The sequence below is a fragment of the Bradyrhizobium sp. AZCC 1578 genome, from assembly GCF_036924675.1.
Lineage (GTDB): Bacteria > Pseudomonadota > Alphaproteobacteria > Rhizobiales > Xanthobacteraceae > Bradyrhizobium.
The window spans coordinates 5388419-5413283 of record NZ_JAZHRZ010000001.1 but is presented as its reverse complement, the minus strand read 5'-3'; the positions used below and the strand labels follow the sequence as shown (position 1 = coordinate 5413283).

The following is a 24865-nucleotide window of genomic DNA, read 5'->3' as shown; positions in this document are numbered from 1 at the left end:
CTGACCCTGGCTGTGTGAAAACGCCGTGCCGCTGTTATGATTCTCCCGTGATTCTAGGGGGGATCGATGAGGCGCTTCGTTGAGGAGGCCGATCGTGGGCAATGGACGCTACTGCCCGAGTGCCTCGATGATTTCATTGACGAGGGCAACCCCGTCCGCGTCATCGACGTGTTTGTCGGTGCGCTCGATTTGGCTGAGATGAGCTTTGAAGGAGTGGAGCCGGCGGCGACTGGTCGGCCCTCGTACCATCCCTCGGTTCTGCTTAAGCTTTACATTTACGGCTACCTAAACCGGGTGCAGTCGAGCCGCCGGCTCGAACGAGAAGCCGGACGCAATGTCGAGGTGATGTGGCTGCTGGGCCGGCTCGCTCCCGATCACAAGACGATCGCGGACTTCCGGAAGGATAACGGCTTGGCGCTGCGCAAGGTCTGTGCGCGCTTCGTCGAACTTTGCCGCGAAATGGGGCTTCTCGCGACGGCGAGCGTCGCCATCGATGGCAGCAAGTTCAAAGCCGTGAACAACCGGGATAAGAACTTCACACGGGCGAAAGTGGAGCGGCGGCGTGCCCAGCTGGAGGAGAGCGTCGCGCGCTATTTGAGCCAACTTGATACCGCCGATCGACAGGAACCGACGGAGGCGCTGGCGGCGAAGGTGACAAGGCTTACCGAGAAACTGACGAAGCTGAAGGAAGAAATGGGCAAGCTTGCCGTCTACGAGAAGCAGATGCTCGCGTCGCCCGACCAGCAAATCTCTCTGACCGATCCCGACAGCCGATCGATGGCGACGAGCGGCCGTGGTTCCGGCGTCGTCGGCTACAATGTGCAGGTCGCCGTGGATACCGAGCACCATCTGATTGTGACGCATGAGGTCACGAACAGCGGTTCAGATCGAGCTCAACTGGCCAATATGGCCAAGCAGGCGAAGGCTGTCCTCGAAACCGAGACGCTCGAAGCCGTTGCCGATCGCGGCTACTTCAGCAGCCTGGAGATCCTCGCCTGCCACGAGGCCGGCATCACGGTAACCCTGCCCAAGCCGCAGACCTCGGGCGCCAAGTCAGATGGCCGCTTCGGCAAGCAGGACTTTGTCTATTTGCCAGAGGAGGACGCCTATCGCTGTCCAGCCGGGGAGCAACTGCCATATCGCTTTACGAGCGAGGAGGACGGCAAGCGGCTACGGCGCTACTGGACCACAGCCTGTCAAGATTGTTCGCTTAAATCGCAGTGTACGACAGGACCGGAGCGGCGGATTCCGCGATGGGAGCATGAGCATCTGCTCGAAGCCGTGCAGCGGCGCCTTGATGCAAACCCGCATGCCATGCGCGTGCGTCGCGAGACGGTCGAGCATCCGTTCGGCACGATGAAGGCCCGCATGGGGCGACACACTTCCTCACCAAAACGCTTCCAAAAGTAGCCGCCGAGATGGCTCTCTCGGTCCTGGCCTATAACCTGACACGGGTCATGAACATCGTCGGGACCAAGCCGCTGATGGCTGCGATCGTCGCCTGAGACCGAACCGGTCCAGACTTCTCACAAACTTCCCTGGGAAGGGTGTTTTTACACGGCCAAGACCCAGAGCCGACATGGAGCAACCCGCGCACTGATACCTCCACACGCAGGCACGATAAACTCTGACGGCGGGGGTGAAGCGGGCAAAAGAAGTTTTCTCATGAATGTACTGTCATACGCGTCAGCAGCAAAAAGGCCCGGCACACATTACGTTGCCGAGCCATTCCTTTTGCCTCGAAGATAGAGGTTACTTCTTCTTAGTCGTCGTGGAAGAACCGGTCGTTGTCTGATGGCCCGGCGCGTATTCAGAGGCACCCGGTCCGGTAGATTTCGCTCCGGTCTTCTTGGCGGCCTTCATCTTGTGGCCCGGTGTATATTCCGAAGCGCCCGGACCCGTGGACGGCTTGCCGGTTTCCTGTGCTTTCTGCATCTGCTGGCCGGGAGCGCTCTTCGTGGTCGGCGACTGCGCGAACGCAGACGAAGCGAACAGTATGGTGCCGGCGACGATCAAGAATTTCTTTAACACGTGATTTCTCCTCCATTGGTGGATGAGCGCAGTCAACGTTTCAAGACCTCTACACGTTCCAGTAAAAGGGGAATAATTTCCTGAACAGCCGTTCAGGTAGGCGTCGAAGCCATATGCGAGAACCGGTTGGGCGCGCCGGCGCGATGGTCCGCGACAAGTAATGATTGCCGCCGCCAGTCATCCACGCCATCGCGGCGGTCCTATCGAGCCTGGGATGGAGCGGCAGTAGCGACAAAGACGTGATTGACTAGCGCGCCCAACTTCCGATGTTGGCCCTTAGCTGACATGACGGTTTCGGCGAATGTCCGCTTTGCGCCAATACCGGTCGTTCAGTATACGATAAGCGCAAGAAAAATAGACCGAAGAACGTCTAACTTCCTAGCCAATGTTTGATGGCTTGGCGCAGTCGATACGCGCAATTAGTCGAAGAGCGGCGCGAGCGGACTCGTTCGAGGCTTGGAGGCTCCTCGACGAGTCCGCAACCGCCGCTGCATTGCCCTACACACGCGAAGCCTACCCTTCATTCCAGTTGCGTCTGTACGATACTGACCACATAAGAACGGAATCCGCGTCGGTGCGGCATTGCCGTTACGCCTCGATAGTCTTGATCGCGCACGCCTTCTGCTGCCGCCGCGGCCGTTCGCGCCGAGTCGTTCAATTCGGAACTCAAGGGAACTTCCACGATGCGCGCCGATTAATATTCAGGAACAAATGGAGTGATCAGTGCTCGCGCGAGATCGCCCAGCGCCGGGTACGGAACGTTCGACAGATGTCGATGCGTTCAAGCTCGCGTCTCTTACCCAAAGGGAGCAGTTCTATTCAAATGTCCTGAGGGATCTCCTCGAATCGGATCTTCCGTTCATGATCGGAGGCGGGTACGCCGTAAATCTTTATACCCACGCACGGCGCCCGACAAAGGACTTGGACATTTTTACAACTGCCGCGGAATTCCCCCGCCTGCTCTCTCACCTGCAGCGGAACAATCGGGTATCGGCGGATGAGAGTTGGCTGGGAAAAGTTCACCGCGGCCGCGATTTCGTTGACGTCATCTTTGGTTCCAGCAATGGCGCCGTGCCGGTTCAGGAAGAGTGGTTTCAGTATGCAGCACAGGCTCAAGTGCTCGGGCATTGCGTGCCTGTGATCAACCCCACCGAGCTGATCTGGTCCAAGGCGTTCATCCAGAAGCGGAACCGTCATGATGGCGTCGATATCGTCCATCTCATTCTTAAGCAGCGAGAGGCAATCGATTGGCAGCGCCTGATCATGTACATGAACCCACATTGGGAGATACTGCTTTGTCATCTACTCACGTATCGTTGGATCTATCCGAGCGAGCGAGATGCCATTCCGGATTGGCTGCTTGACGATCTTCTTGAACGATTGAGTCGGCAGCGGGAAGATCCGCCACCGGCGACGAAACTCTGCCGCGGTCGGTTGCTTTCCGGCTCCGATTACCGAAGTGCGACCGAGAAATGGGGCTTCCTGAACGTCGAAGACGAGTGCGGCAATGAACGATGATGCAAGTTCATTCACATTTGCAAGCATCGGAGATCTTCATGTGAAGGATGGGCAGTCGGGCTCGCTTCGTGAATTGTTTCAAGCAATCTCGAAGAGTGCCGGTGCCCTGGTCCTTTGCGGCGACCTCACCGATACCGGAACTCCGGCACAGGCGGAAATCCTCGCTAAAGAGCTGCGTGCCTGCTCTATCCCAGTAATCGGCGTCCTTGGGAATCACGATTACGAGTCGGGACATGCCGACGAGGTGAAACGAATCCTTTGTGACGCGGGCGTACACCTGCTCGATGGCCAGGCAGCCGAAGTTAATGGCGTGGCATTTATTGGTGTGAAAGGCTTTGCCGGCGGATTTGGTCCACGAATGCTGAGCTCTTTCGGCGAGCCGGCGATCAAGACGTTTGTTGCCGAAGCGATGAATGAAGCGATGCGGCTGGAGAACATCATGCGCACGGTGAACAGCCGGCGCGCCGTCGTGGTCCTTCACTATGCTCCGATTGTCGACACGGTAGAGGGTGAACCTCTCGAAATTTATCCCTTCCTCGGGTGCTCGCGCCTTGCAGAGACCATTGACCGCTTCAAAGTATGCGCCGTCGTGCATGGTCATGCGCATCGCGGGAAGTATGAGGGCCGCACGCCCGCCGGAGCGCGAGTGTACAACGTCGCCATGGGCGTGCAGAAGCCTTCAGGGTTGCCCTATGCGCTCATTTCCGTCTGACGGTAGGAGTTCACCTGAAAGCCCCTTGCATCGAGCGAGTCGTCTCTGGGCAGTCAGTCATCCAAGTCCACGCGTACTTTCGGATTCGCGCCAGGCCGAACAGGCCTTCGGTCGCAATCCGGAGAGTACTTTGCATCCCGCGAGGGTATTATGTACGACGTACCATCCAGCATTAAGGCACATTAGACGGTCCTTCGTGAATCTCACCTGAGGAAAAGCGCGATGAGCGACGCATTGCACCCATTGTTGAAAGTAGCACTGGAAGCGCATGGTGGGCACGACCGCTGGGTCAAGTTCAAGGGTATAGCATCGACCATCCTGACCGGCGGCAAGCTCTGGGAGCTGAAAGGCGCGCCTTTGATCCCGGTGCCGCGGCGCACGCGCGACGAGCGAATTCCACCGCCAGCGGACACAGGTTACCCCCTTTTGGCGAACCGGATTGGACGATGACCTGGACGCCCCTGCATGTGGAGATCACCGTCGGAGATGGCTCGATTATCGGCGCTCGCGACGATGGACGCGAGGCATTCGATCGCAGCTTCGACGGGAAATGGGATCCGCTGAACCTCGCCTACTTCAACGGCTATGCCATGTGGACCTACCATGCGACGCCGTTAGTGTTCGGCGAGCCGGGCTATGAAGCGCACGACGTTGCTCCGATCGAGAATGAGGGTGAGACGCTTCGTGGCGTAGCCGTGCGATTCCCGGAAGGCGTCCACAGCCACACAAGGGAACAGCGGTTCTACTTCGGCTCGGATGGGTTATTCCGCCGCCACGACTATACGGTTGATGTATGGGCGGACACGCCCGCCGCGCACTTCATATTCGACGATGTCGACGTCAACGGACTGAAATATCCCAGCCGTCGCAGCGTGTTCAGGATCCATCCGGACGGCACGCTCGACCGAGATTTCAACGCCGTCACGATCGAGCTGTCGAATTACGCGCTGTTCTGAGCGTCCGCGCTTTGCGGTCAAACTTCCGTGTTGCTCGGACTGACCTATCGCACTCGGACGTAGTAACCCCGGAATGCGCGCCGAAGTGACGCCGTCTCTCGTGGGGGTCGCTTTGCGTTGAGGAGCGCCCGAAATAAAAGGTGGAGCGTATGTAAATGATATCGAGCCGAAGACAGCGCTTGTGGTCGTCATGACATGGTCGTGTTATTGGGCTGAGAGAATGGCCGTCAGGGGCCGGACCTCTCGCGATTTCCGCTTTTCCGCCGCTCGTGGGAGCTAAGCAGACACCACTTAGAAATTGCAGAAGGGTCGCGATTGTGAGCATGCGCCATCCGCTAATTCAGTTTGCCCTTTTGGGCATCGGGCGATGGATGCGTGGCCTTTGCCGAATTGCGCGCCTCCATCCGGTCAGCCAGCATCCGAAGCTCATCCGCAAGAACGGTCCCTTTCGGAACCGGATAATCATGGGAAATGCGATCATTCATATAAACGCGGAAAACCATTTCTTCCGCAGTCTCAACGATCTGCACTCGTTCAATGCTGGGAAGGGCCATGCTGTCTGCGGCCGGACTTCCAATCGCCTCCTCTAACGAGGTCCTCAACGCACCGATAAGGTCTGCCGTCTCTACTGTGCTTAGAGCGATTTCGTGTTCACCGCGCTCATCGGTGAACCCAATAATCACCCTTCCATCCCGTGAATCCGTATAGGTTAGTTTCATAACCTTGGCTCTCGTTAGGGCCACTTAGCAGCAGCGCGATCCGCCTAAGCTCTCATCAGTCTTCAAGCGCTCGAAACCAGTGGGATGACGGTGCGGCACTTTCCGGCGGAAGATGGAACTGGCGGTTCGGCGGCCAACTCAACAGACACGCGACCAAGCCCATGCTCATTCAACAGCTTGGTCAATTCGGAATGCACCGCCCGCCAAACCCGGTTTGGGTCAGCGTCGGCTGCGGGATGTAGGCGAACGCGCAGTTGTGTTGGCGCAGTCTGTACTATCTGAAACAACTCCACACCGGGTACATGATCGATCTCAAGCGCGAGCGGTGGCACTGCGACTTTCTCTCCGCGTTCGGCTGGGAAGGTGAGGACGTCGGCAGTGCGGCCCCGCACGCGGATCGCCGGAAGCGGGTTGCCGCAAGGACAAGGATCAGGTCGTTGCAGGATGCGGTCGCCTAGATCGTAGCGGAGGATCGGCTGCACGCGATTGGCGAGATTGCTCACGAGAACCGTATGCGACTCCTCGCCGGACGGAACCGGCCGATAGCTCGCATCGACGGGTTCGAGAATCACCCAATCGCTGTTGATATGATACCAACCGTGTTCACAGCCGATGGCCATGAACAGGCATTCCGTCGCGACGTAAACGGTCCGGACCTTGGCGTGGAATGCCCTTGCGATCCGGTCGTATCCGTCCTGCGAAAGCCCTTCCGAAGTCGGAAGAACCAGCACCGGCTGAATATGCAGGCGACCGGCATCCTGCTCGGCGGCCAATAGTGCCATGACGCTGGCGTATCCGATGAGCAGAGCCGGGCGGTACCGATTGAGTTCGGCGACCAGATTGCGCAACGGCGCCTGCGCCGGAAGCGCCCGTAATCGTCGGGCCGACCGTTTTGTGCGGATTGCAGCAAAGCTGGTTGCGCCGATGTAATGGCCGCCCATCGCCAGCACCGACGCCGCGCGGCCGCCGCGGACGAGGAGACGAAACATGTCGCTGGCGCTAAGCCAGCCCATCATCATGCGCAGCGAAAAAGCGAGAGTGACCGTCCAATTGTGTGTGTCCAACAGAAATATTCCAGGTGTCCCGGTGCTGCCCGAAGTGGTTGCCACGGAATACTTGCCAAGGAGACGTTGCCCGATCAGCTCAGGGTTATCGACGAACGCTCGCACTGCCGCGAAACTAACCTCGCGGTCGGTAACCCAGTCGTCAAAATGACGCATTAGCTCTTGCTTATTAGCCACCGGGAGCACGGACGAACTCTCAATCCGCTCCGGTAGACCCTGATAGAGTTCGCGATAATAGGGCGAGTTGGCGCGAGCGAAGGCGACGGCCTCGCCAAGCCGAGCGCGTTGTCGCTGGGCGATGGCGTTGAGACCTTGCCTTCTTGCGCAGTGCGCATCGAGCAATACCGATGAGATGCTTTCGCTCATGACAGTGAACCCACAGCGGGCGAGCGCGTGGCGATGACATTCACGTCGCACCACCGCGCAAGAGGCTCGCGAAGGCTTACAGGATCATCAGACGAAAACGGCCTATAACTAACCAACCGCGCCCAACTCGCGGCGCAAGCGCTTGCGCCGCGTGGGGCGCGGAGGTTGATGCTCGCTTTCTCTGGCCGCTAGGACGCTGGCACTGTCGGCGCTGGCCCCGTCGGGCACTGGCACTGTCGACTCAGGTCCGATGGCGCTCGTGGCGCGAGAGACCGTCTCGATCAAACCCGCCCTTGATGTAGACCCGCGCAGGCAGCGGACCCAACTCACGACTAGGTGAAAGCCGAGATCCGGTTAGGGCCTGATCCGCCCGACCGGACCACGGGCGTCGCGCCCTATCGCATCCGGATGGACGAGACGCCAGCGGCTGCTCGAATGACGCCAACGTGCATTCTTTGATGCGCGTGCGGAGCGGGTCCGGCCGAATGTCCGGTTTGCGCCAACAGCGGTCGTTCCGACAAGGACGCGATTGGTAGAGTCGAGATGTGGCGCGGTGGCGTTAGGTAGAACATATCTGTTGCCGCCCCTTTCGTCTGGCGGTGCCTTAGTGGTTCCACCATGGCTCCGTTTCCACATCCCGCTCATCGAACCGGACAGGCAGATTTCCCGCATCCGGCTCTCGGACAAGACTTCACGCTTTCTGAGGTCCCTTCCCTCCACCGGCGTTACCCGGCTTCCGCGGTACTACGAACCTCTCCGCCACCCCAGGGCGCCCAGCCTGTCCCTCACGGGCTTCCGGTTGGTCATCGCTGACCACGCCTTGGGGCTTCCCGTGTTTCGTGCGCTTTCCTTGTGTACATGCCGCCGCCACTACCCCGGCGCAGCGTCTGAACGATCGCTTCGCTCATTTCATCCAGACGTATCAGTCTTCCGATGGGGTTGTCGGGTCGACCTGCGCATTGTCCTTTTCAAGGCTTGCTCGGCGTTCACTCGCGTTGCGGCCTGCACACTCGCGCTGTCACCAATTCGTGACACGCTAATCGAAGGCTTCAGCCACTTCGTTACCTCCATGACTGCTCCGATTGCTTCCGGCTGGAGCGATTGCCGGGTGGGGCTTGCACCCACTGGAAAGCGCCGCCTTTGCACGGCGCACACCCAACTCGGACATCAGCCCTCAGGCACCCCGGCCAAGCGCATGTCGTCAAGGACGCGTTTGGCTCCGGCACGGAACGTTGGATCGGTACTTACCGCACTGCTCCGATTGCTTCCGGCTGGAGCGATTGCCGGGTGGGGCTTGCACCCACTGGAAAGCGCCGCCTTTGCACGGCGCACACCCAACTCGGACATCAGCCCTCAGGCACCCCGGCCAAGCGCATGTCGTCAAGGACGCGTTTGGCTCCGGCACGGAACGTTGGATCGGTACTTACCGCGAGGCCTCCCGGCACCAGGTGCCGTAAGCGGCGAAGGGTGAACGTCGGATCCAGTGCAAGGCCCGCGCGCACGGAGGCTTGCGCCTCGTCCGGGGAGCCGACCCGCGCCAGTGCGGCGGCCAGCGAGAAATGCCCGATGGGATAATTCCAGTTAGCTTCAACGCACCGTCGCAGCCATACGACTGCTTCGGCGTCGGCACCAAGAACCTGTTTGGCGATGCCGATATTGAGCATCCACCGGTATGCTCGGCTATCCCGGGGAGAAAGCCGAAAGGCCTCCTGGAAGTGAGCCTCGGTTTCTGCACCGCGGCCACTGCAGAGCTTGGCCCAACCGATAACACCGTGCGCGTCGGCCAAATTAGAATCCAGCGTCAGGGCCTGCTCGCACTGCCCAATCGCTAGAGCCGCCCGGTTGGTGTGCGATTGCACGGCCCCCAAAAACATGTGCGCGCGGGCGTGCCGTGGAGACCTCGACAAGACCCTGATCAAGGCCGTCTCGGCCGCCGCAAGCCGCGCGTCACGGTCGACGTCCAGGACGTCGATTACACTTGCCACATCGAGGTTCGCAGTGCCGACCAACGCTTCGATATTGCCGGGGTCCAGCTCCAGCGCGCGTTCGAAATAGGATCGCGCTTGCGCCATGTGTTCGGGAGTCATTCCCTTACTCAACCAACTTCTTCCTTGGAAAATCAGATCGACCGCGTCCGGATGCGGTGACAGCTCCGCGCGCCTCGCCTCGGCCTCGATGAGCTGAGCATGCAATGCAATGGCAAGCCTGGCAACGATTTCGTCCTGCATCTCGAAAAGGTTAGTCACGGGCTTGTCGAACCGGTCGGCCCAAAGATGGGAGCGAGTTTCGGCGTCGATCAGCTGGACATTGACCCGCAACCGGTCTCCGCCGCGCTGAACTGATCCCTCGAGCACATAGCGGACGCTAAGCTCCCTGCCGAGCTGCTGCACGTCGACCGCCTTCCCTTTGTAAGTGAACGCAGTATTACAGGCGATGACGAATGTGCCACTGATCCGCGACAAGTCAGTGGTTAGGCTCTCCGTGATGCCGTCTGCGAAATATTCCTGTTCCGGGCCGCCGCCGAGATTAGCGAACGGAAGCACCACGATGGACAGGCGCGGCGTCGAGCTTCTTCCCATAACCATTCCACGCGCTGATGTGTTTTCATGTAAGTCCACAGCAGGTTTCGGTGGGTTCTCCGCCTTGGCCGCGAATGAGGCGACCGTGGGGCCGGGGACTTCCTGCACTGTACCAATGAAACGGAAGCCTTTGCGCGGCAGCGTTTTTATCAAGCGCTGTTTCTCGCCAGAATCGCCGATCGCATTACGGGCAGCGTTCAGGCGGGTCGTCAACGCAGCATCGGAGACGATGCGTCCGTTCCAAACGGCACTGATGAGGTCGTCTTTGCTGACGACGCGCTCCCGGTTTCGAACCAGGTAATCGAGCAGGTCAAAAACCTGCGGTGTGATCGACACTGCATCTGCCCCCCGATGCAGTTCACGCCGTTCGGTGTCAAACGTGTAATCCTCGAAGAGATAGCGCAAGCTGCCATTCCTTCTCAGGGTCACCTCTGCAGCACCCCTGGAACACGAAGAATAAGCCGCCGGTAAGGAAAATGTAAGCCGCTTGTTAAGCACGCCAGCGCATGTCGCGGCACGCTCGCCTGGTGAACAGTCGAGCCTGGACATATTGCAATGATTACGATTCGCGGGGCCACCGAGCTTGGACAGACAACCGCAAAGCGGCAGGTCTACAGCCCCTTAGAGATATATTGGGATGCATTTCAAGAGTGGCGCAAACGAGAGAGGCTGCGAGCCCGGTTGTGCCGCCTGAGCGAAAGGGAGCTAACGGATATCGGTATCACGCGCGGTGAGATCGACTACGTTGCCTCGAACCGAGGTGTCATAACACCACATCTTTCTACAGGATGGCAAAATGGCGGGGCTCTCATGCTTATGATGCTCTGCAACGCGTGCATCCTCGTATCCGGGAGCGAAGCAGAAGCGCAATGCACGGCGAGAGATGTTTTGCAGAACCAACTGAGGCTCACCAAGATTCCCTCGCCGACCATGCCGCGAGGGCTAGTCAGATCCGCCGTCGATGTTCCGGCGTGGAAGAAGATTACAGTAGGGACGTTTTCAGGTTCGTTCGCACTTCTTAACGCGTTGAGTGCAATAGGTTGTGGCGTCGGAGACTCGGCTGGGGAAATTCTTGCTCGACCGGCCTTTACCCTCAGCGCCACGAAAACAGACGTGGAGCTTTTTACGGTATCGGCGGCCGAACTCGGTTTTAAGACCGAGACTGCGTCCCTGGGGCAAATTTATGCCCGCGCTCAAGAGCTAGGTTTTGGACTTGCGACACCAGAGATCGCTCCGCAACTGAGGCTTCAATACTTAGATCAGCCAATCGGTGAATTTCTCATCATCGGAATGGAGCCGATCAAAACATGGAAGGGCGAGCCCGTCATTTTGACTGTAGCTAATGGCGGAGCGGGACTAATCCTCATCGGCCAAGATGGCCGCGCCGACGCGCAAATTTCTGTGGCATCACGTTTCCTCTTCGTGCAGTCCAAGAGAGCGGCACCTGCGGAGGCAGCACTCGTCCATCGCTGATATCACGTACACAGATTCAGTTAGACGCCCTTTTTCATTGCCAGAGTTCGCACAGCGTGCCCTGGCAAAGCCCCGTCACTTGCAGTCAGGCTGTCCTCAGGTTTCTGAGCATCAGTACCGACGGAAGTCCGTTGATGGCACTCTTGCGACATGCCGACGGACACCGAGAATGTCCGCTCATTGGGGAAGACCGGAAGTAGCCGGCGCCCAATGAAATCGACGCGAATGACCCGACTCGGAGTGCGCCAGGAAAGCTGGCAAAGAATAGGAGGTGAAAGTCCCCCATGGGGTAAGGACTAGCCATCCGCCCCGACCTCGAGTGATGCGCGGCGTCCCGCGAGGGCCGACGTGAAGCGCTCACAGGGGAGACCACGGGCCAAGTATTGAGCTGCGAAACGGGTCTAATTCCGAGGTGCCGATCTCCTTCCGTTGAAGAGAAGGCAACATCGTCCCATGGCGAATGGCTTGCATCGGAAGAACCTCGCGCAGTCGGAGATCTTGTGCACGTGGAGAGGTTCTTTGCACGGAACCTGGGAAGTCTCATCCGTGTCCGGACAGGCAAGCCGGGCCGGTTCATGAAGGCAACAGCCGAACGGTGAACATGCACGCGGATGAGAATTCGGACGGGGTCATAGTACCCGAGAAGCGGCCGAACAAAGAGGGCTTGCCCTCGGCGGAGGCCGTGGAGGGAAGGACCCCGCCCAAGGGGAACGGCGACGAGACGGCCGCGGCCCGGACACTGCGTCGGGACAACGCGTCGAACGGACTCATTGCCGTGCGCCGAGCGGCGCGACAGAGCAAGAGTGTACGGTTCACTGCACTGCTGCATCACATCACCGTTGATCTCCTGAAGCGGAGCTACCTGTCGCTTGAACAGGACTCCGCGCCGTGGCAGACCTACGGAGAGAACCTCGAAGAGAAGCTAGAGGACCTGCACGACAAGGTGCATCGGGGCAGTTACCGAGCGCGTCCGGCCAGACGTACCTACATTCCGAAGGCCTGCGAGGCCGCCCGCGGCGCGGAGAAAAGCAAGAGTTCAAGATCTTCATCAGTCAGGCCATCTGGCAGCGGCCAACTGAGCCCGGCAGCGCCGGCCCGGCGCAGATAACCATGCACGACGCCGTTGCTGATGCCGATCGTGCGGGCAATCGCCCGTTCCGGTAGGCCTTGAACATGCTTGAGACGAAGGACTTCTCTGTTCCGGCGCATCGACAATCTCTGGGTAGGCAGTGGGCTTCCTCGTTAAACGACGAGGCTGTCCTAAGCCGCTTGAGATGTCGGCCGAAGCGGGCGCGCGGGGCGGCTCACGATCCCGCGAAATCGGTGCTCACGATCGTCTGAAATCTATGCTCATGAAGCTGTGAAATCTATGCTCATGAAGCTCTGAAATCCGTGCTCACGATCCCGCGAAACGCGCACTTGATGGGATTTTTAAACTCGCGGAGTCTGGACTAGAGGCGCCCCTTGCTCCTCACCTCCGACGCCTTTCCTCTTGGTGTGCCTGTTCGACGACCGGCTCGAGCCGGTACACCTCCCCAGCAAGACCATCGGTAACAAAGTATACAAGGTTGTTGGAGTCGACGCGCACGTCACGAATGCGACCAAGTTCGCCACGGAGGAAACGCCGTTCGGAAGCGATCCGCCCCTCCTTCATGTCCAGGTTGACCAACGCTTCTCCAGCGAGCGCGCCAATCCAGAATCCGGTGATACGGTCGAGACCTTCGAGAGCCAATCCCGACGGAGCAATCGAGGGTGTCCAATGATAAACGGGCTGCTCCATACCGTGCTTGGCAGCACCCTCGCCAATCGGCTCGTCCGCATATCCGATACCGTGCGTAATGACGGGCCACCCGTAATTGCGGCCGGAGATGATCAAATTGAGCTCATCGCCGCCCTTCGGTCCGTGCTCATGCGACCACAACTGGCCGCTACGCGCATGAAAAGCGAGGCCTTGCGGGTTGCGATGACCATAGCTCCAGATCTCCGGCTTCGCCTCCGGCAGCGAAACAAACGGGTTGTCCCACGGAACCGAGCCGTCGGTGCGGATGCGAATGATTGACCCGGCGTGATCAGCCAGATCCTGCGCGCGCTCACCCTCCCAGCGGTCACCAAGCGTCAAAAATAGGTATCCATCGCCGGTCACAGCGATCCGGCCTCCGAGTTGGTTCGGGCTCGGCGCGGGCGGCGAGCTCTCAAAGATGACCTGCTTGTGCTTAAGCTTCGAGCGCGGCTCATCGAGCTTGGCCCGGAGCACGCGGATCGTGGAGGATGACCCGGTTCCGTGCACATAAGACAGGTAGATAATGCCATTTTCGCCGAAACCTGGATCAACGGAAACGTCGAGAAGTCCGGAGTGCCCGCTGAACAGGACGGGAGGGACGCCGGTTATTTCGCGAGCACTTGACCCCGGCCGGATGAGTTGAAGGCGGCCAACACGTTCCGTAAGGAGAATGGAGCCGTTTGGCAGAACAGCGATGGACCAAGGGAACTCGAACGGACCCGCAATTTGCACGGCCCCGAAATCCGCGGGCACTTCGGGAGCGCTGAGTTCTCCGTTTTCGGGAGCGCGAGCAAGGGTGCTGTCGAGCGGGGCGCTAACACAGAGAGCGAGTGCCACCATAACGCTGAACGGCCCGCTCCGGCGCGCGCCGCGATGATTCGCGTTCCGGATCATTCCCCTATTCCCCCAATCTCAGACTTGGCGACCGGTAAGGTGGTGCGGCGTGATTGACTCCTCGCACCGCTGGTGTCGCGCCGCAGACGGCCGTTGATCTAGCCGACGGGCGGCGCCTCTCTGCTCCTGTTGGCAGCGATCCCGAGGTTGCATCGGCCAAGCCGCGCGGTCAATTTGGAATCTCGGCTTGAGACTCTTCCTTTTCTGTTGCGGTTGCTGTGGGCATGTGGGCAACGCGGCGGCGTTGTCCAAGCCTAAACTGAAATACCGGGTCGGTGGCAACCATGAAGGGGCTCGCGAAAATCTCGGCCGCGTCACGGCGGCGGCCGCGCTGAAGAAGGCCAGGCAGTTCGTGCAAGAAGGCTACCTCGACGTGAGGATCTGCACCCCGCGCGGGCAGGTCCTGTTATCAGCGGGCAGGTCCTGTTGTCAGATGAATTCAATCATCTTGAAAAACAGGAGGAGACTGCCATGGCCAAAAGCCAGCAACGAGGCAACCGCGAAGCCAAGAAGCCCAAGAAAGAAAAGGTCAAGGTCATCGCCGCGGCGCCCAGCCAAAAGGCCGCGACCTGGCAGCCGAACTTCATGCCAGGGAGGAAGAAATAGCTCCGGTTGAACCGGTCAAGCTCTCAACGATCGGCTCCTATTGGCACCTTTGAGACATGGCGATCGGCCCTGACGATGTCCGTTTCCAGGGGAAGACCGGAAGTAGTCGGCCGACGACCAAAATGACGCGATTGACCCATCTCAGACATTTGCTGCCCGCTCATCATCCGGCATCTCTTGCGGCACCCTCAGTCGCTGCCGCGAACATCCTGTCATGCCTTTGAGGCGAGTGCTGCAATAGCAGCGACCAACAGAAGTCCGGCGACGCTCCAGACGACCAGACCGATCAGCAATTCGATAAACGGGTTCGACTTGCGGCCCCAAAGAGACAGAACCTTCTTGCCCGTATGATGGACGAGAAGTTCAAACGCCGCCTGGATCAACGCACCGATAAGACGAACAACGGCCTCAGCCATCTGAGCCTCCGTCGCTCATCTCGACCATCAGTGATCACTGCCGGCGTTGCCATCGCCCACATGACCACCAACGCTGTGGTCGGCGCTTTCACCATCGCCGCCCGATCCAGAGCCAGATTTAACAAAACCCCAGCGCTCCGCATCGACCATCATCGACGTGTAAAGCGCCCTGACAGCGCCATACTCAGGATCAGAGACCCTTAGTTCATCAAGTTTCTTTCTCAACTCAGCCAAATCTCTCAATCTGGCCTGCTTGTTGAAGAGCCAGTAGATTCCCAAGCCAAGCGGAAGCAGGGCGACGAGGCCGACCACGGCTGCCCAAAGAGCCGCCGGAGCTGCGATTATTTTCGTGACTGTATCCATGCCTTGTCCGCCCACGACCGGCTAATCGGTTTGTGCGAGAGGTCTATACCATCAACAACCTAACGGCGATCTGAACCAAATTACGAAAATTTGTGGGTTCTCGAAGTGTCCGAATGCTCTTTGCGAACATTAAAGCCGCGATCGACCATTTCCGCTGTTGGCACTTTTCGGACCGCACCGCTTCGTCGCATGTCCGCTTGGCGCCAGAACCGGGCCTCCCGTCAGAGTCAGGTTTCTGTGTGAAAAGTCTGTCGTTCAATTTGCGTGTAGAACATCTGTCTCAATTTCGTCGATGCGGAGACCAATTGCACTGGCAACCTCTGTCGGGAGACGACAATTGAGAAACAATTATGCACGTCGTTGGCTCACGCGGGTTTTCACACAGCTTGGACCCATTTCGGACATTCGCCTGTAAATCACAGGCCGTCCGGATCGGGTAAGACGACGGACTTCAATGCGGCCTCAACCATTCCAGCCGGCCTTGCGCAAACCCTCGACGAGATGAGCGTGATCCTCCGGCCGAAACCACGGAGCTCGCCTGCGGACATACATGTCGAATGCCCCCGGTGCGCGCGAGACGGCCTTCTCCAATGCATCCTTCGCTTCCGTTGTGCGCCCAAGTTGGCCCAGCGCCGCCGCGGGCCAGCGGTAGATCATCGGAAAATCGGGAAACGACCGGATCAGCCGTTTCGCGGCTTCGATCGAAGCCTCGTATTCGCTGCAGAAATATAGTCCGCATGCAATGTGCAATAAACGTACTGCCAGATACGGATCGCGGGGGTCAAGCCTGATACATGTTTCGAGAGCCGTGAGCCCTTCCCTTGGCCGTCCCGCGAAGATCAGCGTCGCGCCTCTGTGGCCATGCGCGATGGCCAGATTTGGACTCATTGAGAGAGCTCGCTCGATCTCCGCCAACGCACCGTCGGCGTCGCCGCGCGCTTGCAAGGCCCAGCCGAGGCATGAACGGGATTCTGCATCGGCGCCATCGAGCGCGACCGCCCGACGGGCCAAGGCCTCGGCCGAGCGTTGCGCGCTTGGCAGATCCAGCTTCTGGTAGATCGCGGCCGCTTGCAGCTGATACAAGGCGAGCGCGCTGTAGCCGCCGGCGAAGGTCGGGTCGAGATCGATTGCCTGCTTAAAAAAACTCTCTGCCGTCGCATCGTCGTCTGGGGTAGCTTTGCTCAGATGCCACAGACCGCGCTGATAGGCCGCCCAGGCATCGAGGCTCTCCGGTGGCTTGCGCATGGCGCGTCGCAGCTCGGCGTCTGCGATGGCGGGGGCCAAGGCGGTCGTTAACGCTTCGGTGAGTTCGTCCTGCATAGCGAAAATATCGGCGAGATCTCGGTCGTAGCGCTCGGCCCACACATGGTTGCTGGTTCCTGCCTCTATCAATTGCGCAGTGACGCGGATCCGATTGCCGGCCTTGCGCACGCTACCTTCGAGCACATAGCGCACGCCGAGCTCGCGTCCGACCTGTTTCACATCGACCGCTCGACCCTTGTAGGTGAAGGACGAGTTCCGGGCGATGACGAACAGCGAGGGATAGTGCGATAGTGCCGTGATCACATCCTCGGCGACCCCATCGGAGACGAACTCTTGCTCGGGGTCGCCACTCATGTTGGTGAATGGCAGCACGGCGACGGACGGTTTGTCGGGCAACGCGAGCGCCGGAACCTCAGGTTTGCGCGTCGCGGGCCGCTGGCTTGGATCGATAATACGGTAAACGTGGACCGGCCGGGCGATATTCTTCAGCGTCTGTTCGCCCGCGTCCTCGACGTCGAAAGACACCTTATCGCGCGCGTGACTGAGGACTGTACGTGAGATACATATGCCGCCGGGTTCGGCCAGCGCCTCAAGTCGTGCCGCGATGTTCACGCCATCGCCATAGAGGTCTCGGCCTTCGATCATCACGTCCCCAAGATTAACCCCGACACGAAACTCAATTCGTTTCTCCTGCGGTACGTCAGCATTGCGTTCGACCATGCCCTGCTGAACCTCGATCGCGCAGCGAACTGCATCCACCACGCTTGGAAACTCAATTAGAATTCCATCACCAGTCGTTTTCACGATGCGGCCGCGATGTTGCTTGTTCTTTGGATCGATCAGCTCGCGGCGGAGCACCTTGAGGCGGGCGAGCGTGCCCTCTTCGTCCGCACCCATCAGCCGGCTATAGCCGGCAATATCGGCAGCGAGAATAGCCGCGAGCTTGCGTTTGGTCTGATCTAGAGCCATTGGGGTCTGTTTCCCCAGTTCCTTATCTCCATACTACCACCAAATGCTTTGCTTTTGGGGTCATTCACGGGGGATGGCCCGCCGTGAGATGGGATATCGTCCGCACCGCATAGACGAAGTCCCACCCTTACGACAAGAGTTGAAGGTCATCGGCTTTGGCGGCGTGACCGAGATGTCGCCCCTTAGCTCGCATCACGAACAAGAGCCGCCGCAGGCGGGACCACCGATAGCATGCCCCCCGGGTCACAATGACAGCTCAGAGGAGGTGAAAAAAGCTGAGCGAATGGGTGATGACAAGGCTAGGACCTGACGTGCCCTTGCATTTCACCGCCTTCCACCCTGACTACAAGATGCTGGATCTGCCCCGGACGCCGGCCCTCACCCTGACGATGGCTCGCGACATCGCGCGCAAGGCCGGGCTGCAGTTCGTCTACACCGGCAATGTCCATGACGAGAGGGGCCAAAGCACGTACTGTCCGGGCTGTAGCGAGCGGATCATCGGCCGAGATTGGTATGACATCACCACTGTATGGTCCGGCCGCGCGTTGCAAGAGGTTTCGTCCACCTGGCAGATGCGGTCTTGCATCAATGTATCCGGCCTCTGCTTGGAGCGTGTGGTGCTCCGGGCCATCATGGATATCAGCGCGCATGCGAGCTGATAAACGGACAGGCCTCGAATGGGCCATTTGGGTCACCAGTGTTCGCATGCGCCTTGTTGAGAACCGCCCACGCGATCCGAGCGGTTGGCTAAGGAAGCGATGATGCGCCGAGAGTGAGCGACTCGGCAGTCCTGACCACCGCGGCGATCGTGGCGCTGCCGCCGCCGGCCAGGGCCTGGGTGACGTCATTAGATTGCATTCGGAGGCAACGCAGGTTGTGGCGTGCGCTCGGTGATCCGACTGGATGATAGCCATTTAACGCGGGAGCGCGCCGCTTCCATCTCCAATAGTCATCAGTTCGCGCCCCACCGGCGGGACTTTGATCGCTTTTTGACAGCTACTAATCCAAGCTCTCGCGCCTTCGTTTTCACCGAACCAACGTAGCGTCCAAGGGATTTCGATATTTCTGCCGCACTATGCCGCTGCCCGCTCATGGAGATCAGGCTTTTAACCTCTAGTTCGGTCCATTCCCGGGGCTTAGATGACTTCATCGCGAGCCAGATAATCTACGGAAAATCCAATGATGGGCTTCCAATCTAGGCGAACAGGAGGCCAGGCACGATTTAGAGGTCGTTCTATAGGCGAGTGCAGTGCTCTGCTGACAGGCTTGGATCCGGTCCCCTCTCGCTGCCGAAACTCTCGCACTCCGTTCAAGCCTAGTAGGCGCAGGCCCAATGCCGGCAGGCGATTACTACAACTCAACACGAAAATCCGAACAGCCAGAATAAAGCCGCTGCCAATCGGCCTGCGACCCACCGGAATCGCTTGCTGGCGCGCGACCACGAACGCCCGATAATGGCTCGGTGTTGTATTTTGGCAACCCGTGCTTTTGCTCACAGGCGATAAGCTCTGTCGTTTCAGGGGAGGCAGCATATGGTCGACGTGTATTTCAACACCAAGCGCAATCTGCTCGTTGTGAAGAAGGGATTTCCGATGCCACCTATTGGCGAGCAAGGGAAATGGCGCAAGAGCAAGAAGAGGGTCATCAAAGTCAGTGACGAGATTAGGTCAGCGCTTCAGAGCCAGGGCTACTACGTGCGCAAACTAAAGGACCTGCGCAGCAATCGGGACTAGCGCGCATGAATCGGCTCGTTCATTGGACGGCCCTTGATAGGCGTGCGATCTTTACAGCATCACCACCAACGAAGAAGCGACCGCGCCCTCTTCCGCGTCGTTAACTGCTACGTAGGCTGCTGGCAGGAACCAAACATCGGTTCGCCGGTTGAGCCACATACGCCAGCGGCGATGACGTGTTGCGGATCGTCTGTGACCGGCGGCGAGCATGACGACACGAACCGTCGCATCGCGTTCGCCCATTCCGCCTCAACAGCGTCGGCTTCGTCCCGGTTCGCCGCGCGGCGAGCCTGCCGCGTTCGATGATGGCAGTTTTCAGCGGTGCCGCTTTGGTGAATGGCTTGGTCGTCGGCATGCTGCACGCGGGAGCGACCCGGCACGGTCTATTGATCCTGATCAAGGACCGCGGCCGCGTATTGCGTAGCTTGCAGGACGCTTCATCACGAAAATCATGCTTGCGATCGCCCCGGCAGTCGAACCCGACTGCTGGGCTTTTGCTCGGGAGCGTGACCGCCGGTCCCGATACTGCTGAAAAATTTTGTAATGAGCGATATGGCGGGGCGCGGCGTTTCCCCGCCTGCCGACCCTGAAGCCAGCATCTGATCGCATCACCGGCCGCGCGTCGGCAACTTCGGCAGTCTGTCGGGGTCGAACTTTGGCGGCGGCGCGCTCGGCTCGAGCGTTGGCGGTTGTTGTTCGCTGAGAATGAGCGTTCCCTCAAGAAGCACGCCCGGAAACTGCTCAGCCGTACCAACGTAACGAGCGATCTTGCCGGGGCACGTACCATCGAGCTTCAGCTGGAGTTCATCGTTGCTACCGAAAACCGTATGCCCCTCGGTATGCCTTTTCGTCGTGATGGTCGCGGTGAATCGATCTCCGTCGACCACGCAAGTGCCGGTATAGGTCATGACGCTGTCGCGACCCCAAATTTTTCCCATCAGCGACATGGGCAATACCGGTAACTTGGCCCTGCGGGGTCTTGAACCACGCCGCGTAAGTGCCGTCTTTGAGCACGGGGGATTCCTCTCCCTCGGAGTTTCACAACAGCCCAGATGATCCGCACGCTTAGGGCTAAGACTCGGTTAATGGCGGCGTCCGTGCCATCCCGGGGGTGCAGGCGATCGCTGCGTCGGACTCGTTCGATTGAGCATAGAAGTGCCAACGTTCAGAACGACCGCCAGTGACCTGCACGGTCAGTTTGATGCGAAATGACCAAAGCGGACATCGGCTCTGAGAGGCATTCTCAATTAACGCGATTATCTGAAGTAATTTTTTAATACCTGGCGCTCACATTGATTGGGGGCGGATCAGGTATTGCGTACCGCCCAATTGTTAGTTTGCACTACCTATGAATTTCACGATCCGAGCGGTCAAAGACGGCGACACCACGGTATTAGTCCGAGCAGGACCCACCTTGTCCGTTGCAAAAGCGCGAGCACTTTCAAAAACGGGGTGGGCCGTCGAGATCATCGACGCCGATGGCGTGTCGTACCCACCATCGGAGTTTGATCAGTTGCTCTCATTTGACCGTCCTCGTGCGAGCCAATTGCACAACGTCCTGGATGTGGTCACTGATTTGAAAAGGCCCATCGAATGACCGCAGGTCCTAGCACGGTCGTTTACCTCCATGCCGTTCTTCCGAAGCATGGTGAGGGACGGTCGAGCACAGTCGATGCGGCGAGCTTTCGTACGAGCGAAATGACGAGTTCTGAAGTGAAGGCATTGGTGCCTGCCCGCAATTTCGATCAGTCGGAGCAGTTCTACCAGCACTTAGGATTTGAACTTGGCTGGTCTGATGGGACCCAAACGCATTTCCGGCATGGCAACTCAAGCTTCGTGCTACAAAAACTCAACAATAAAGAGCGCGCTGATAATGTCGTAATCCATCTGTTCGTGGTGGACGTTGAAGCTTGGTGGCAACACGTTCAAGCTCAGGATTTGAAGAACAAGTACGAGATCAAGGTAGATCCCCCAAAAGATAGGCCTTGGGGCATCCGCGAACTTGTGATCGTCGATCCAAGCGGCACTTTGTGGCGCATCGGACAGAGCATGGGTGGGAATCCATAGCTTCGAATGCTGCGAACGCGAAGCTGGGTCCATCAGTGGTCGGAAGAGCGCTCCCAGCGATCGGGTGCCAATCGGGACCAAGCAAGCCGCGGCGTGTACGCTTAGAGAGGTATCGGTTGAGATCTGAACCCGTGGCCCGACATGAGCCAATTGCAGTTTGTGATTCTAGACGATCGATCTGTCAGGTAGTGGCACTTTCTTCCAGCCTCACTGGCCGGTGAGCAAAAAAGTCTGTCGCCTATAGCTCCACCGCCTTCCATGGTAGAATACGGATGATTCCCAACTCACGTTGGGAACAAATCGCGTCCATTGCAGGAACATTTTCTGCTACCTAACGGCGATCCCTGCATGCGGGCTAATTTGCGATCTCAGAACGCCCAGAATGTTGACCCTAGGTATTTGTCGCATCTCGGCGTTGTCCTCCCTTTGACGCCTGGTTCTGGAGGAATCGAACACCCAGTTGATCCGCATTAACCCAAGCCAGTTCGCAGCGCCGAAACGCGAGACCAGGAGAAGAAAGAAGCAAGAAGAATTCCCTTGAGGGGAGTCTTTCGATGGACTCGAGGGCTGTCAATTTTGCCCACCAACTGAAACGTCCCACATTGTACAAGCTCTTCGCCAAGTCCCATCAATTGCCACTATATGGACATCAATGCCTTTCGAAAATTCGACCCGACCGCTCTTTCGTTTTTCCATACCGGACGACATAGCCGCGATGATTCCAAAAGCGCGTCATTGACGATGTTTATTCTGCAGATCTGACCATATCCATTCTGGCTAGTACTTCGTCACTACGATTTTGCTGTCCGGAAACCTATTGATCAGCCACGCGGTCCTGAATGCGAACGTGCTACGGTCGCTACACGGCGAAGTGCCTCCTGCAATGACTTCTCCGCGTCGGACAATTGATCCGACCGCATCACAAGCAAGTCGTTCGTCAACGCGATTTGCTCCTGAAGCACTTGACGTGCCTCACGATCATCGATCGTCCTGCTGACATCCGCGAGTATCTTGAGATTTCGCTGCAGGCTGTCGATGCTTTGGCGCAGCATTTCATATGCGCTTTTCACCCCAGCCAGTTCTAGCCTCGTTTCTCTGAACGGCAACTCAACGACACTGTCCCGTACCCCGTCGGCAGTCGCACGCGCGGTTCCGGTTGATCCTTCGTGCAATCGCACTACAGAACTCATCAATGCATCCTCCATTCCAAATCGAAAGAAAGCACCTTGGAGTGCAAGGGCGCCGTCAGGCCGCGCGCACCGTTGCGAGGAACTGGTCGACTTCGGTCTTGAGTCTTACGCTATCGTTCGACAGCGTTTGGGCCGATACCAGCACCTGACTTGAAGCGGCGCCGGTCTCGCTCGCGCCGCGCTGCACGTCAGCGATGCTCGAAGCTACCTGCTGGGTGCCTTGCGCCGCCTGCGTGATATTGCGGGAAATCTCCTGGGTCGCGGCTCCTTGCTCTTCGACAGCGGAGGCAATGGTCGACGAGATTTCCGATATGCGGTCGATCGTTCCGCTGATCTCCTTGATCGCGGCCACCGACTCTTGCGTCGCGGACTGGATACCGGCAATCTGGTGACTGATTTCGCCAGTCGCTTTCGCTGTTTGCTCGGCGAGCGCCTTGACCTCCGATGCGACCACGGCAAACCCGCGCCCCGCTTCTCCAGCCCGCGCCGCTTCGATGGTGGCATTCAAAGCCAGCAGTTTGGTCTGTCCGGCAATGGTGTTGATCAGATCGACGACATCGCCGATGCGGGCTGCAGCCTGCGACAAGGCGGTGACGCGGTCGTTGGTCTTTTGCGCCTGTTCCACAGCCGCGCCGGCGATTCTCGCCGCTTCCAGCACCTGACGGCCGATCTCGTTGACGGAGGAACTCATTTCCTCGCTGGCTGAGGCGACCGACTGGACGTTCGCCGATGCTTCCTCGGAGGCGGCAGAGACGGTGGTGGAGAGTTCCTGTGTACTTTCGGCGGTCCGGGTCAGCGTATTGGCCGCGGCCTCCAGTTCTGTCGAAGACGAGGACAGCGTCTCGATAATCTCTCCAACCGCGTTCTCGAACCGGTTAGCCAACGCGTGCATTTCCGTCTTACGCTGAGCCGCGGCACGCGCTTCCGACTGCGCCTGCTCGGCTCGCAAGCGGTCTGCCTCGATGATGTGGTCCTTGAAGACCTGGACCGCGCCCGCCATCTCGCCGATCTCGTCGGCGCGTCCGATCGCCGGCACAACAATAGATGTGTCGCCGCCGGCGAGCTTGCCCATGGCGGCGGTCATTCCCTGGATCGGGGTTGCGATCGAACGCGCCGTAAATAGCGCAATCATCGCGCTAACGCCCAGTCCCGCCGCGAGCAACCCCCATAGGACCATCTCCAGGAACGAAATACTCGCGTGAACCTCCTGTTGTTCTTGAACGAGCATCTTCTTCTGGTGCGTCTTGATGCCTCCGGAGCGAGTGCCGTCGAGACCCTTGGGCCCATCGAGCAAGTCAAGGATCTTGAGTGCGCGCGGCGCTGCTTCGGTAACGAGAATTTCGACGGGCGCGTTCCAGTTCGTGGACTCCCGGAGAGAGAATGTCTTTTCGTACAGCGGCGCAAGCTCGCTCCGTGCCCGTGTGATCTTTTCGAAGGACGCCAGCTGCGCGATGGTGAGCTGTCCCTTTTGCGCACCCACGGCGGCGAAGCCTTTTTCGAACAGCTCCCACGGTCCGGCGAACTTGTCCTTGTCGCTCCCCTCACCGGACAACAGGTACAGGCGCAGCTGCGCCATAGCGGCGGCGAAATTGCCGCGCGTATCTGCCATGGCCTTGAGCAGTCTCTTCCGGTCGGCTGTTGCCTCCAGGCCTTCCTCCTCGTTGATCATCCTGGTGATCTCGGAGAATACTACCTCGGCGCGTGGGTTGGCTTCGGCAGTCATGAGCTTCGTCGCCGGATATGCGTCGGCGGTGAAGGCCAGCGCCTCAGCCTTGTCCTGGGCAGCGCGGAACTCCGCGAGCAGTACCTTGGCCTCGGCCCATTTGCGCTTGTTTTCAGGGTTCGTAAATTGCGCCGCCTTGTCATCAAAGGCAGCCACGTTGGTGTCCATCTCCTTCCACATCGCCATGCGGTCGAGCTTGCCCTGAGGATTTCCCGTCAGCAGGTAGCCCCGCAACGTCGCCAGCGTGGAATAAGATTGCCGACCAGTTCCGCACTTGCCAGCGCCACGGGCGTGCGTTGGTTCACCATGCGATCGACGGTCGAGGAAATACCACCGACCGCGAACACGGTATATCCAGCCGAGAGCGCGGTGATTGCAGATACGGCGATAAAGCCAGTAATCAGACGGCCGCGAATACGAAAATTGAAAGACATGGCAGGGCT

The 24865-nt window shown here is 58.9% G+C and carries 22 protein-coding genes and 4 pseudogenes; 11 read left to right on the top strand and 15 right to left on the bottom strand.

The window, feature by feature from the left end:
- Window positions 1-66: 66 nt before the first annotated feature.
- Window positions 67-1505, top strand: a pseudogene (locus V1290_RS26020) (IS1182 family transposase).
- 247 nt (window positions 1506-1752) lie between these two features.
- On the opposite strand, the gene V1290_RS26015 reads toward V1290_RS26020, so the two are convergent.
- Window positions 1753-2031, bottom strand: a complete 279-nt coding sequence (locus tag V1290_RS26015; RefSeq protein WP_334367013.1) for a hypothetical protein — start codon at window positions 2029-2031, stop codon at window positions 1753-1755.
- Between the two features lie 723 nt (window positions 2032-2754).
- Between V1290_RS26015 and V1290_RS26010 the strand changes: the two genes are divergently transcribed.
- From V1290_RS26010 to V1290_RS25995, 4 genes are all read left to right on the top strand, one after another.
- On the top strand, window positions 2755-3549 hold the full coding sequence (locus tag V1290_RS26010) for a hypothetical protein (protein WP_334367012.1): 795 nt from the start codon (window positions 2755-2757) through the stop codon (window positions 3547-3549).
- On the top strand, window positions 3539-4261 hold the full coding sequence (locus V1290_RS26005) for a metallophosphoesterase family protein (protein ID WP_334367011.1): 723 nt from the start codon (window positions 3539-3541) through the stop codon (window positions 4259-4261). The genes V1290_RS26010 and V1290_RS26005 overlap by 11 nt, the downstream gene beginning before the upstream one ends.
- Window positions 4262-4483: 222 nt before the next feature.
- On the top strand, window positions 4484-4711 hold the full coding sequence (locus V1290_RS26000) for a hypothetical protein (protein ID WP_334367010.1): 228 nt from the start codon (window positions 4484-4486) through the stop codon (window positions 4709-4711).
- A gap of 17 nt (window positions 4712-4728) precedes the next feature.
- On the top strand, window positions 4729-5217 hold the full coding sequence (locus tag V1290_RS25995) for a hypothetical protein (protein ID WP_334367009.1): 489 nt from the start codon (window positions 4729-4731) through the stop codon (window positions 5215-5217).
- A gap of 335 nt (window positions 5218-5552) precedes the next feature.
- Here the strand turns inward: V1290_RS25995 and V1290_RS25990 are convergent, their stop codons facing one another.
- From V1290_RS25990 to V1290_RS25980, 3 genes are all read right to left on the bottom strand, one after another.
- Complete coding sequence (locus V1290_RS25990; protein WP_334367008.1) at window positions 5553-5936, bottom strand: hypothetical protein; 384 nt, start codon at window positions 5934-5936, stop codon at window positions 5553-5555.
- Between the two features lie 62 nt (window positions 5937-5998).
- Window positions 5999-7342, bottom strand: a complete 1344-nt coding sequence (locus tag V1290_RS25985) for a phenylacetate--CoA ligase family protein (RefSeq protein WP_334367007.1) — start codon at window positions 7340-7342, stop codon at window positions 5999-6001.
- 1370 nt (window positions 7343-8712) lie between these two features.
- On the bottom strand, window positions 8713-10350 hold the full coding sequence (locus tag V1290_RS25980; RefSeq protein WP_334367006.1) for a winged helix-turn-helix domain-containing protein: 1638 nt from the start codon (window positions 10348-10350) through the stop codon (window positions 8713-8715).
- A gap of 150 nt (window positions 10351-10500) precedes the next feature.
- Between V1290_RS25980 and V1290_RS25975 the strand changes: the two genes are divergently transcribed.
- On the top strand, window positions 10501-11418 hold the full coding sequence (locus V1290_RS25975) for a DUF1127 domain-containing protein (protein ID WP_334367005.1): 918 nt from the start codon (window positions 10501-10503) through the stop codon (window positions 11416-11418).
- Between the two features lie 996 nt (window positions 11419-12414).
- On the opposite strand, the pseudogene V1290_RS25970 reads toward V1290_RS25975, so the two are convergent.
- Both V1290_RS25970 and V1290_RS25965 read right to left on the bottom strand, forming a co-directional pair.
- Window positions 12415-12648 (bottom strand): annotated as a pseudogene (locus V1290_RS25970) (sigma factor-like helix-turn-helix DNA-binding protein); the annotation flags it as partial.
- Between the two features lie 241 nt (window positions 12649-12889).
- Window positions 12890-14092 carry a PQQ-dependent sugar dehydrogenase gene (locus V1290_RS25965; protein WP_334367004.1) on the bottom strand — a complete coding sequence of 401 codons (1203 nt, stop codon included), beginning with the start codon at window positions 14090-14092 and terminating at the stop codon, window positions 12890-12892.
- Between the two features lie 471 nt (window positions 14093-14563).
- On the opposite strand from V1290_RS25965, the gene V1290_RS25960 reads away from it, so the two are divergent.
- Complete coding sequence (locus V1290_RS25960; protein WP_334367003.1) at window positions 14564-14698, top strand: hypothetical protein; 135 nt, start codon at window positions 14564-14566, stop codon at window positions 14696-14698.
- Window positions 14699-14910: 212 nt separating this feature from the next.
- Here V1290_RS25960 and V1290_RS25955 read toward each other — a convergent pair whose 3' ends face one another.
- From V1290_RS25955 to V1290_RS25945, 3 genes are all read right to left on the bottom strand, one after another.
- Window positions 14911-15114 carry a hypothetical protein gene (locus tag V1290_RS25955; RefSeq protein WP_334367002.1) on the bottom strand — a complete coding sequence of 68 codons (204 nt, stop codon included), beginning with the start codon at window positions 15112-15114 and terminating at the stop codon, window positions 14911-14913.
- A gap of 27 nt (window positions 15115-15141) precedes the next feature.
- Window positions 15142-15477: a hypothetical protein gene (locus V1290_RS25950; RefSeq protein ID WP_334367001.1), complete on the bottom strand. Its 336-nt coding sequence runs from the start codon at window positions 15475-15477 to the stop codon at window positions 15142-15144.
- A 462-nt stretch (window positions 15478-15939) separates the two neighbouring features.
- Window positions 15940-17709, bottom strand: a complete 1770-nt coding sequence (locus V1290_RS25945) for an adenylate/guanylate cyclase domain-containing protein (protein WP_334367000.1) — start codon at window positions 17707-17709, stop codon at window positions 15940-15942.
- Between the two features lie 290 nt (window positions 17710-17999).
- Here V1290_RS25945 and V1290_RS25940 point away from each other — a divergent pair, with 290 nt between their 5' ends.
- Both V1290_RS25940 and V1290_RS25935 read left to right on the top strand, forming a co-directional pair.
- Entirely contained in the window at window positions 18000-18368 is a 369-nt protein-coding gene (locus tag V1290_RS25940) for a hypothetical protein (protein ID WP_334366999.1), read from the top strand.
- Between the two features lie 873 nt (window positions 18369-19241).
- The gene (locus tag V1290_RS25935) at window positions 19242-19442 is read left to right on the top strand and encodes a hypothetical protein (protein ID WP_334366998.1); all 201 of its coding nucleotides are present in this window, start codon (window positions 19242-19244) and stop codon (window positions 19440-19442) included.
- A gap of 51 nt (window positions 19443-19493) precedes the next feature.
- Here the strand turns inward: V1290_RS25935 and V1290_RS25930 are convergent, their stop codons facing one another.
- Together V1290_RS25930 and V1290_RS25925 are read right to left on the bottom strand one after the other, a co-directional pair.
- A complete protein-coding gene (locus V1290_RS25930) occupies window positions 19494-19685 on the bottom strand; it encodes a hypothetical protein (protein ID WP_334366997.1) in 192 nt (63 codons plus the stop codon).
- Between the two features lie 365 nt (window positions 19686-20050).
- Window positions 20051-20456 (bottom strand): annotated as a pseudogene (locus V1290_RS25925) (hypothetical protein).
- Window positions 20457-20790: 334 nt separating this feature from the next.
- On the opposite strand from V1290_RS25925, the gene V1290_RS25920 reads away from it, so the two are divergent.
- Both V1290_RS25920 and V1290_RS25915 read left to right on the top strand, forming a co-directional pair.
- Window positions 20791-21039, top strand: coding sequence for a hypothetical protein (locus V1290_RS25920; protein ID WP_334366996.1), 249 nt, complete (start codon window positions 20791-20793; stop codon window positions 21037-21039).
- 101 nt (window positions 21040-21140) lie between these two features.
- The gene (locus V1290_RS25915; protein ID WP_334366995.1) at window positions 21141-21509 is read left to right on the top strand and encodes a VOC family protein; all 369 of its coding nucleotides are present in this window, start codon (window positions 21141-21143) and stop codon (window positions 21507-21509) included.
- 391 nt (window positions 21510-21900) lie between these two features.
- Here V1290_RS25915 and V1290_RS25910 read toward each other — a convergent pair.
- From V1290_RS25910 to V1290_RS25895, 4 genes and pseudogenes are all read right to left on the bottom strand, one after another.
- Window positions 21901-22217: pseudogene (locus V1290_RS25910) on the bottom strand (PilZ domain-containing protein).
- 113 nt (window positions 22218-22330) lie between these two features.
- Window positions 22331-22699, bottom strand: a complete 369-nt coding sequence (locus V1290_RS25905; RefSeq protein WP_334366994.1) for a hypothetical protein — start codon at window positions 22697-22699, stop codon at window positions 22331-22333.
- A 55-nt stretch (window positions 22700-22754) separates the two neighbouring features.
- Complete coding sequence (locus V1290_RS25900) at window positions 22755-24656, bottom strand: methyl-accepting chemotaxis protein (protein WP_334366993.1); 1902 nt, start codon at window positions 24654-24656, stop codon at window positions 22755-22757.
- Entirely contained in the window at window positions 24638-24856 is a 219-nt protein-coding gene (locus tag V1290_RS25895) for a hypothetical protein (RefSeq protein ID WP_334366992.1), read from the bottom strand. Before V1290_RS25895 ends, V1290_RS25900 begins: the two co-directional genes overlap by 19 nt.
- Window positions 24857-24865 lie beyond the last annotated feature (9 nt).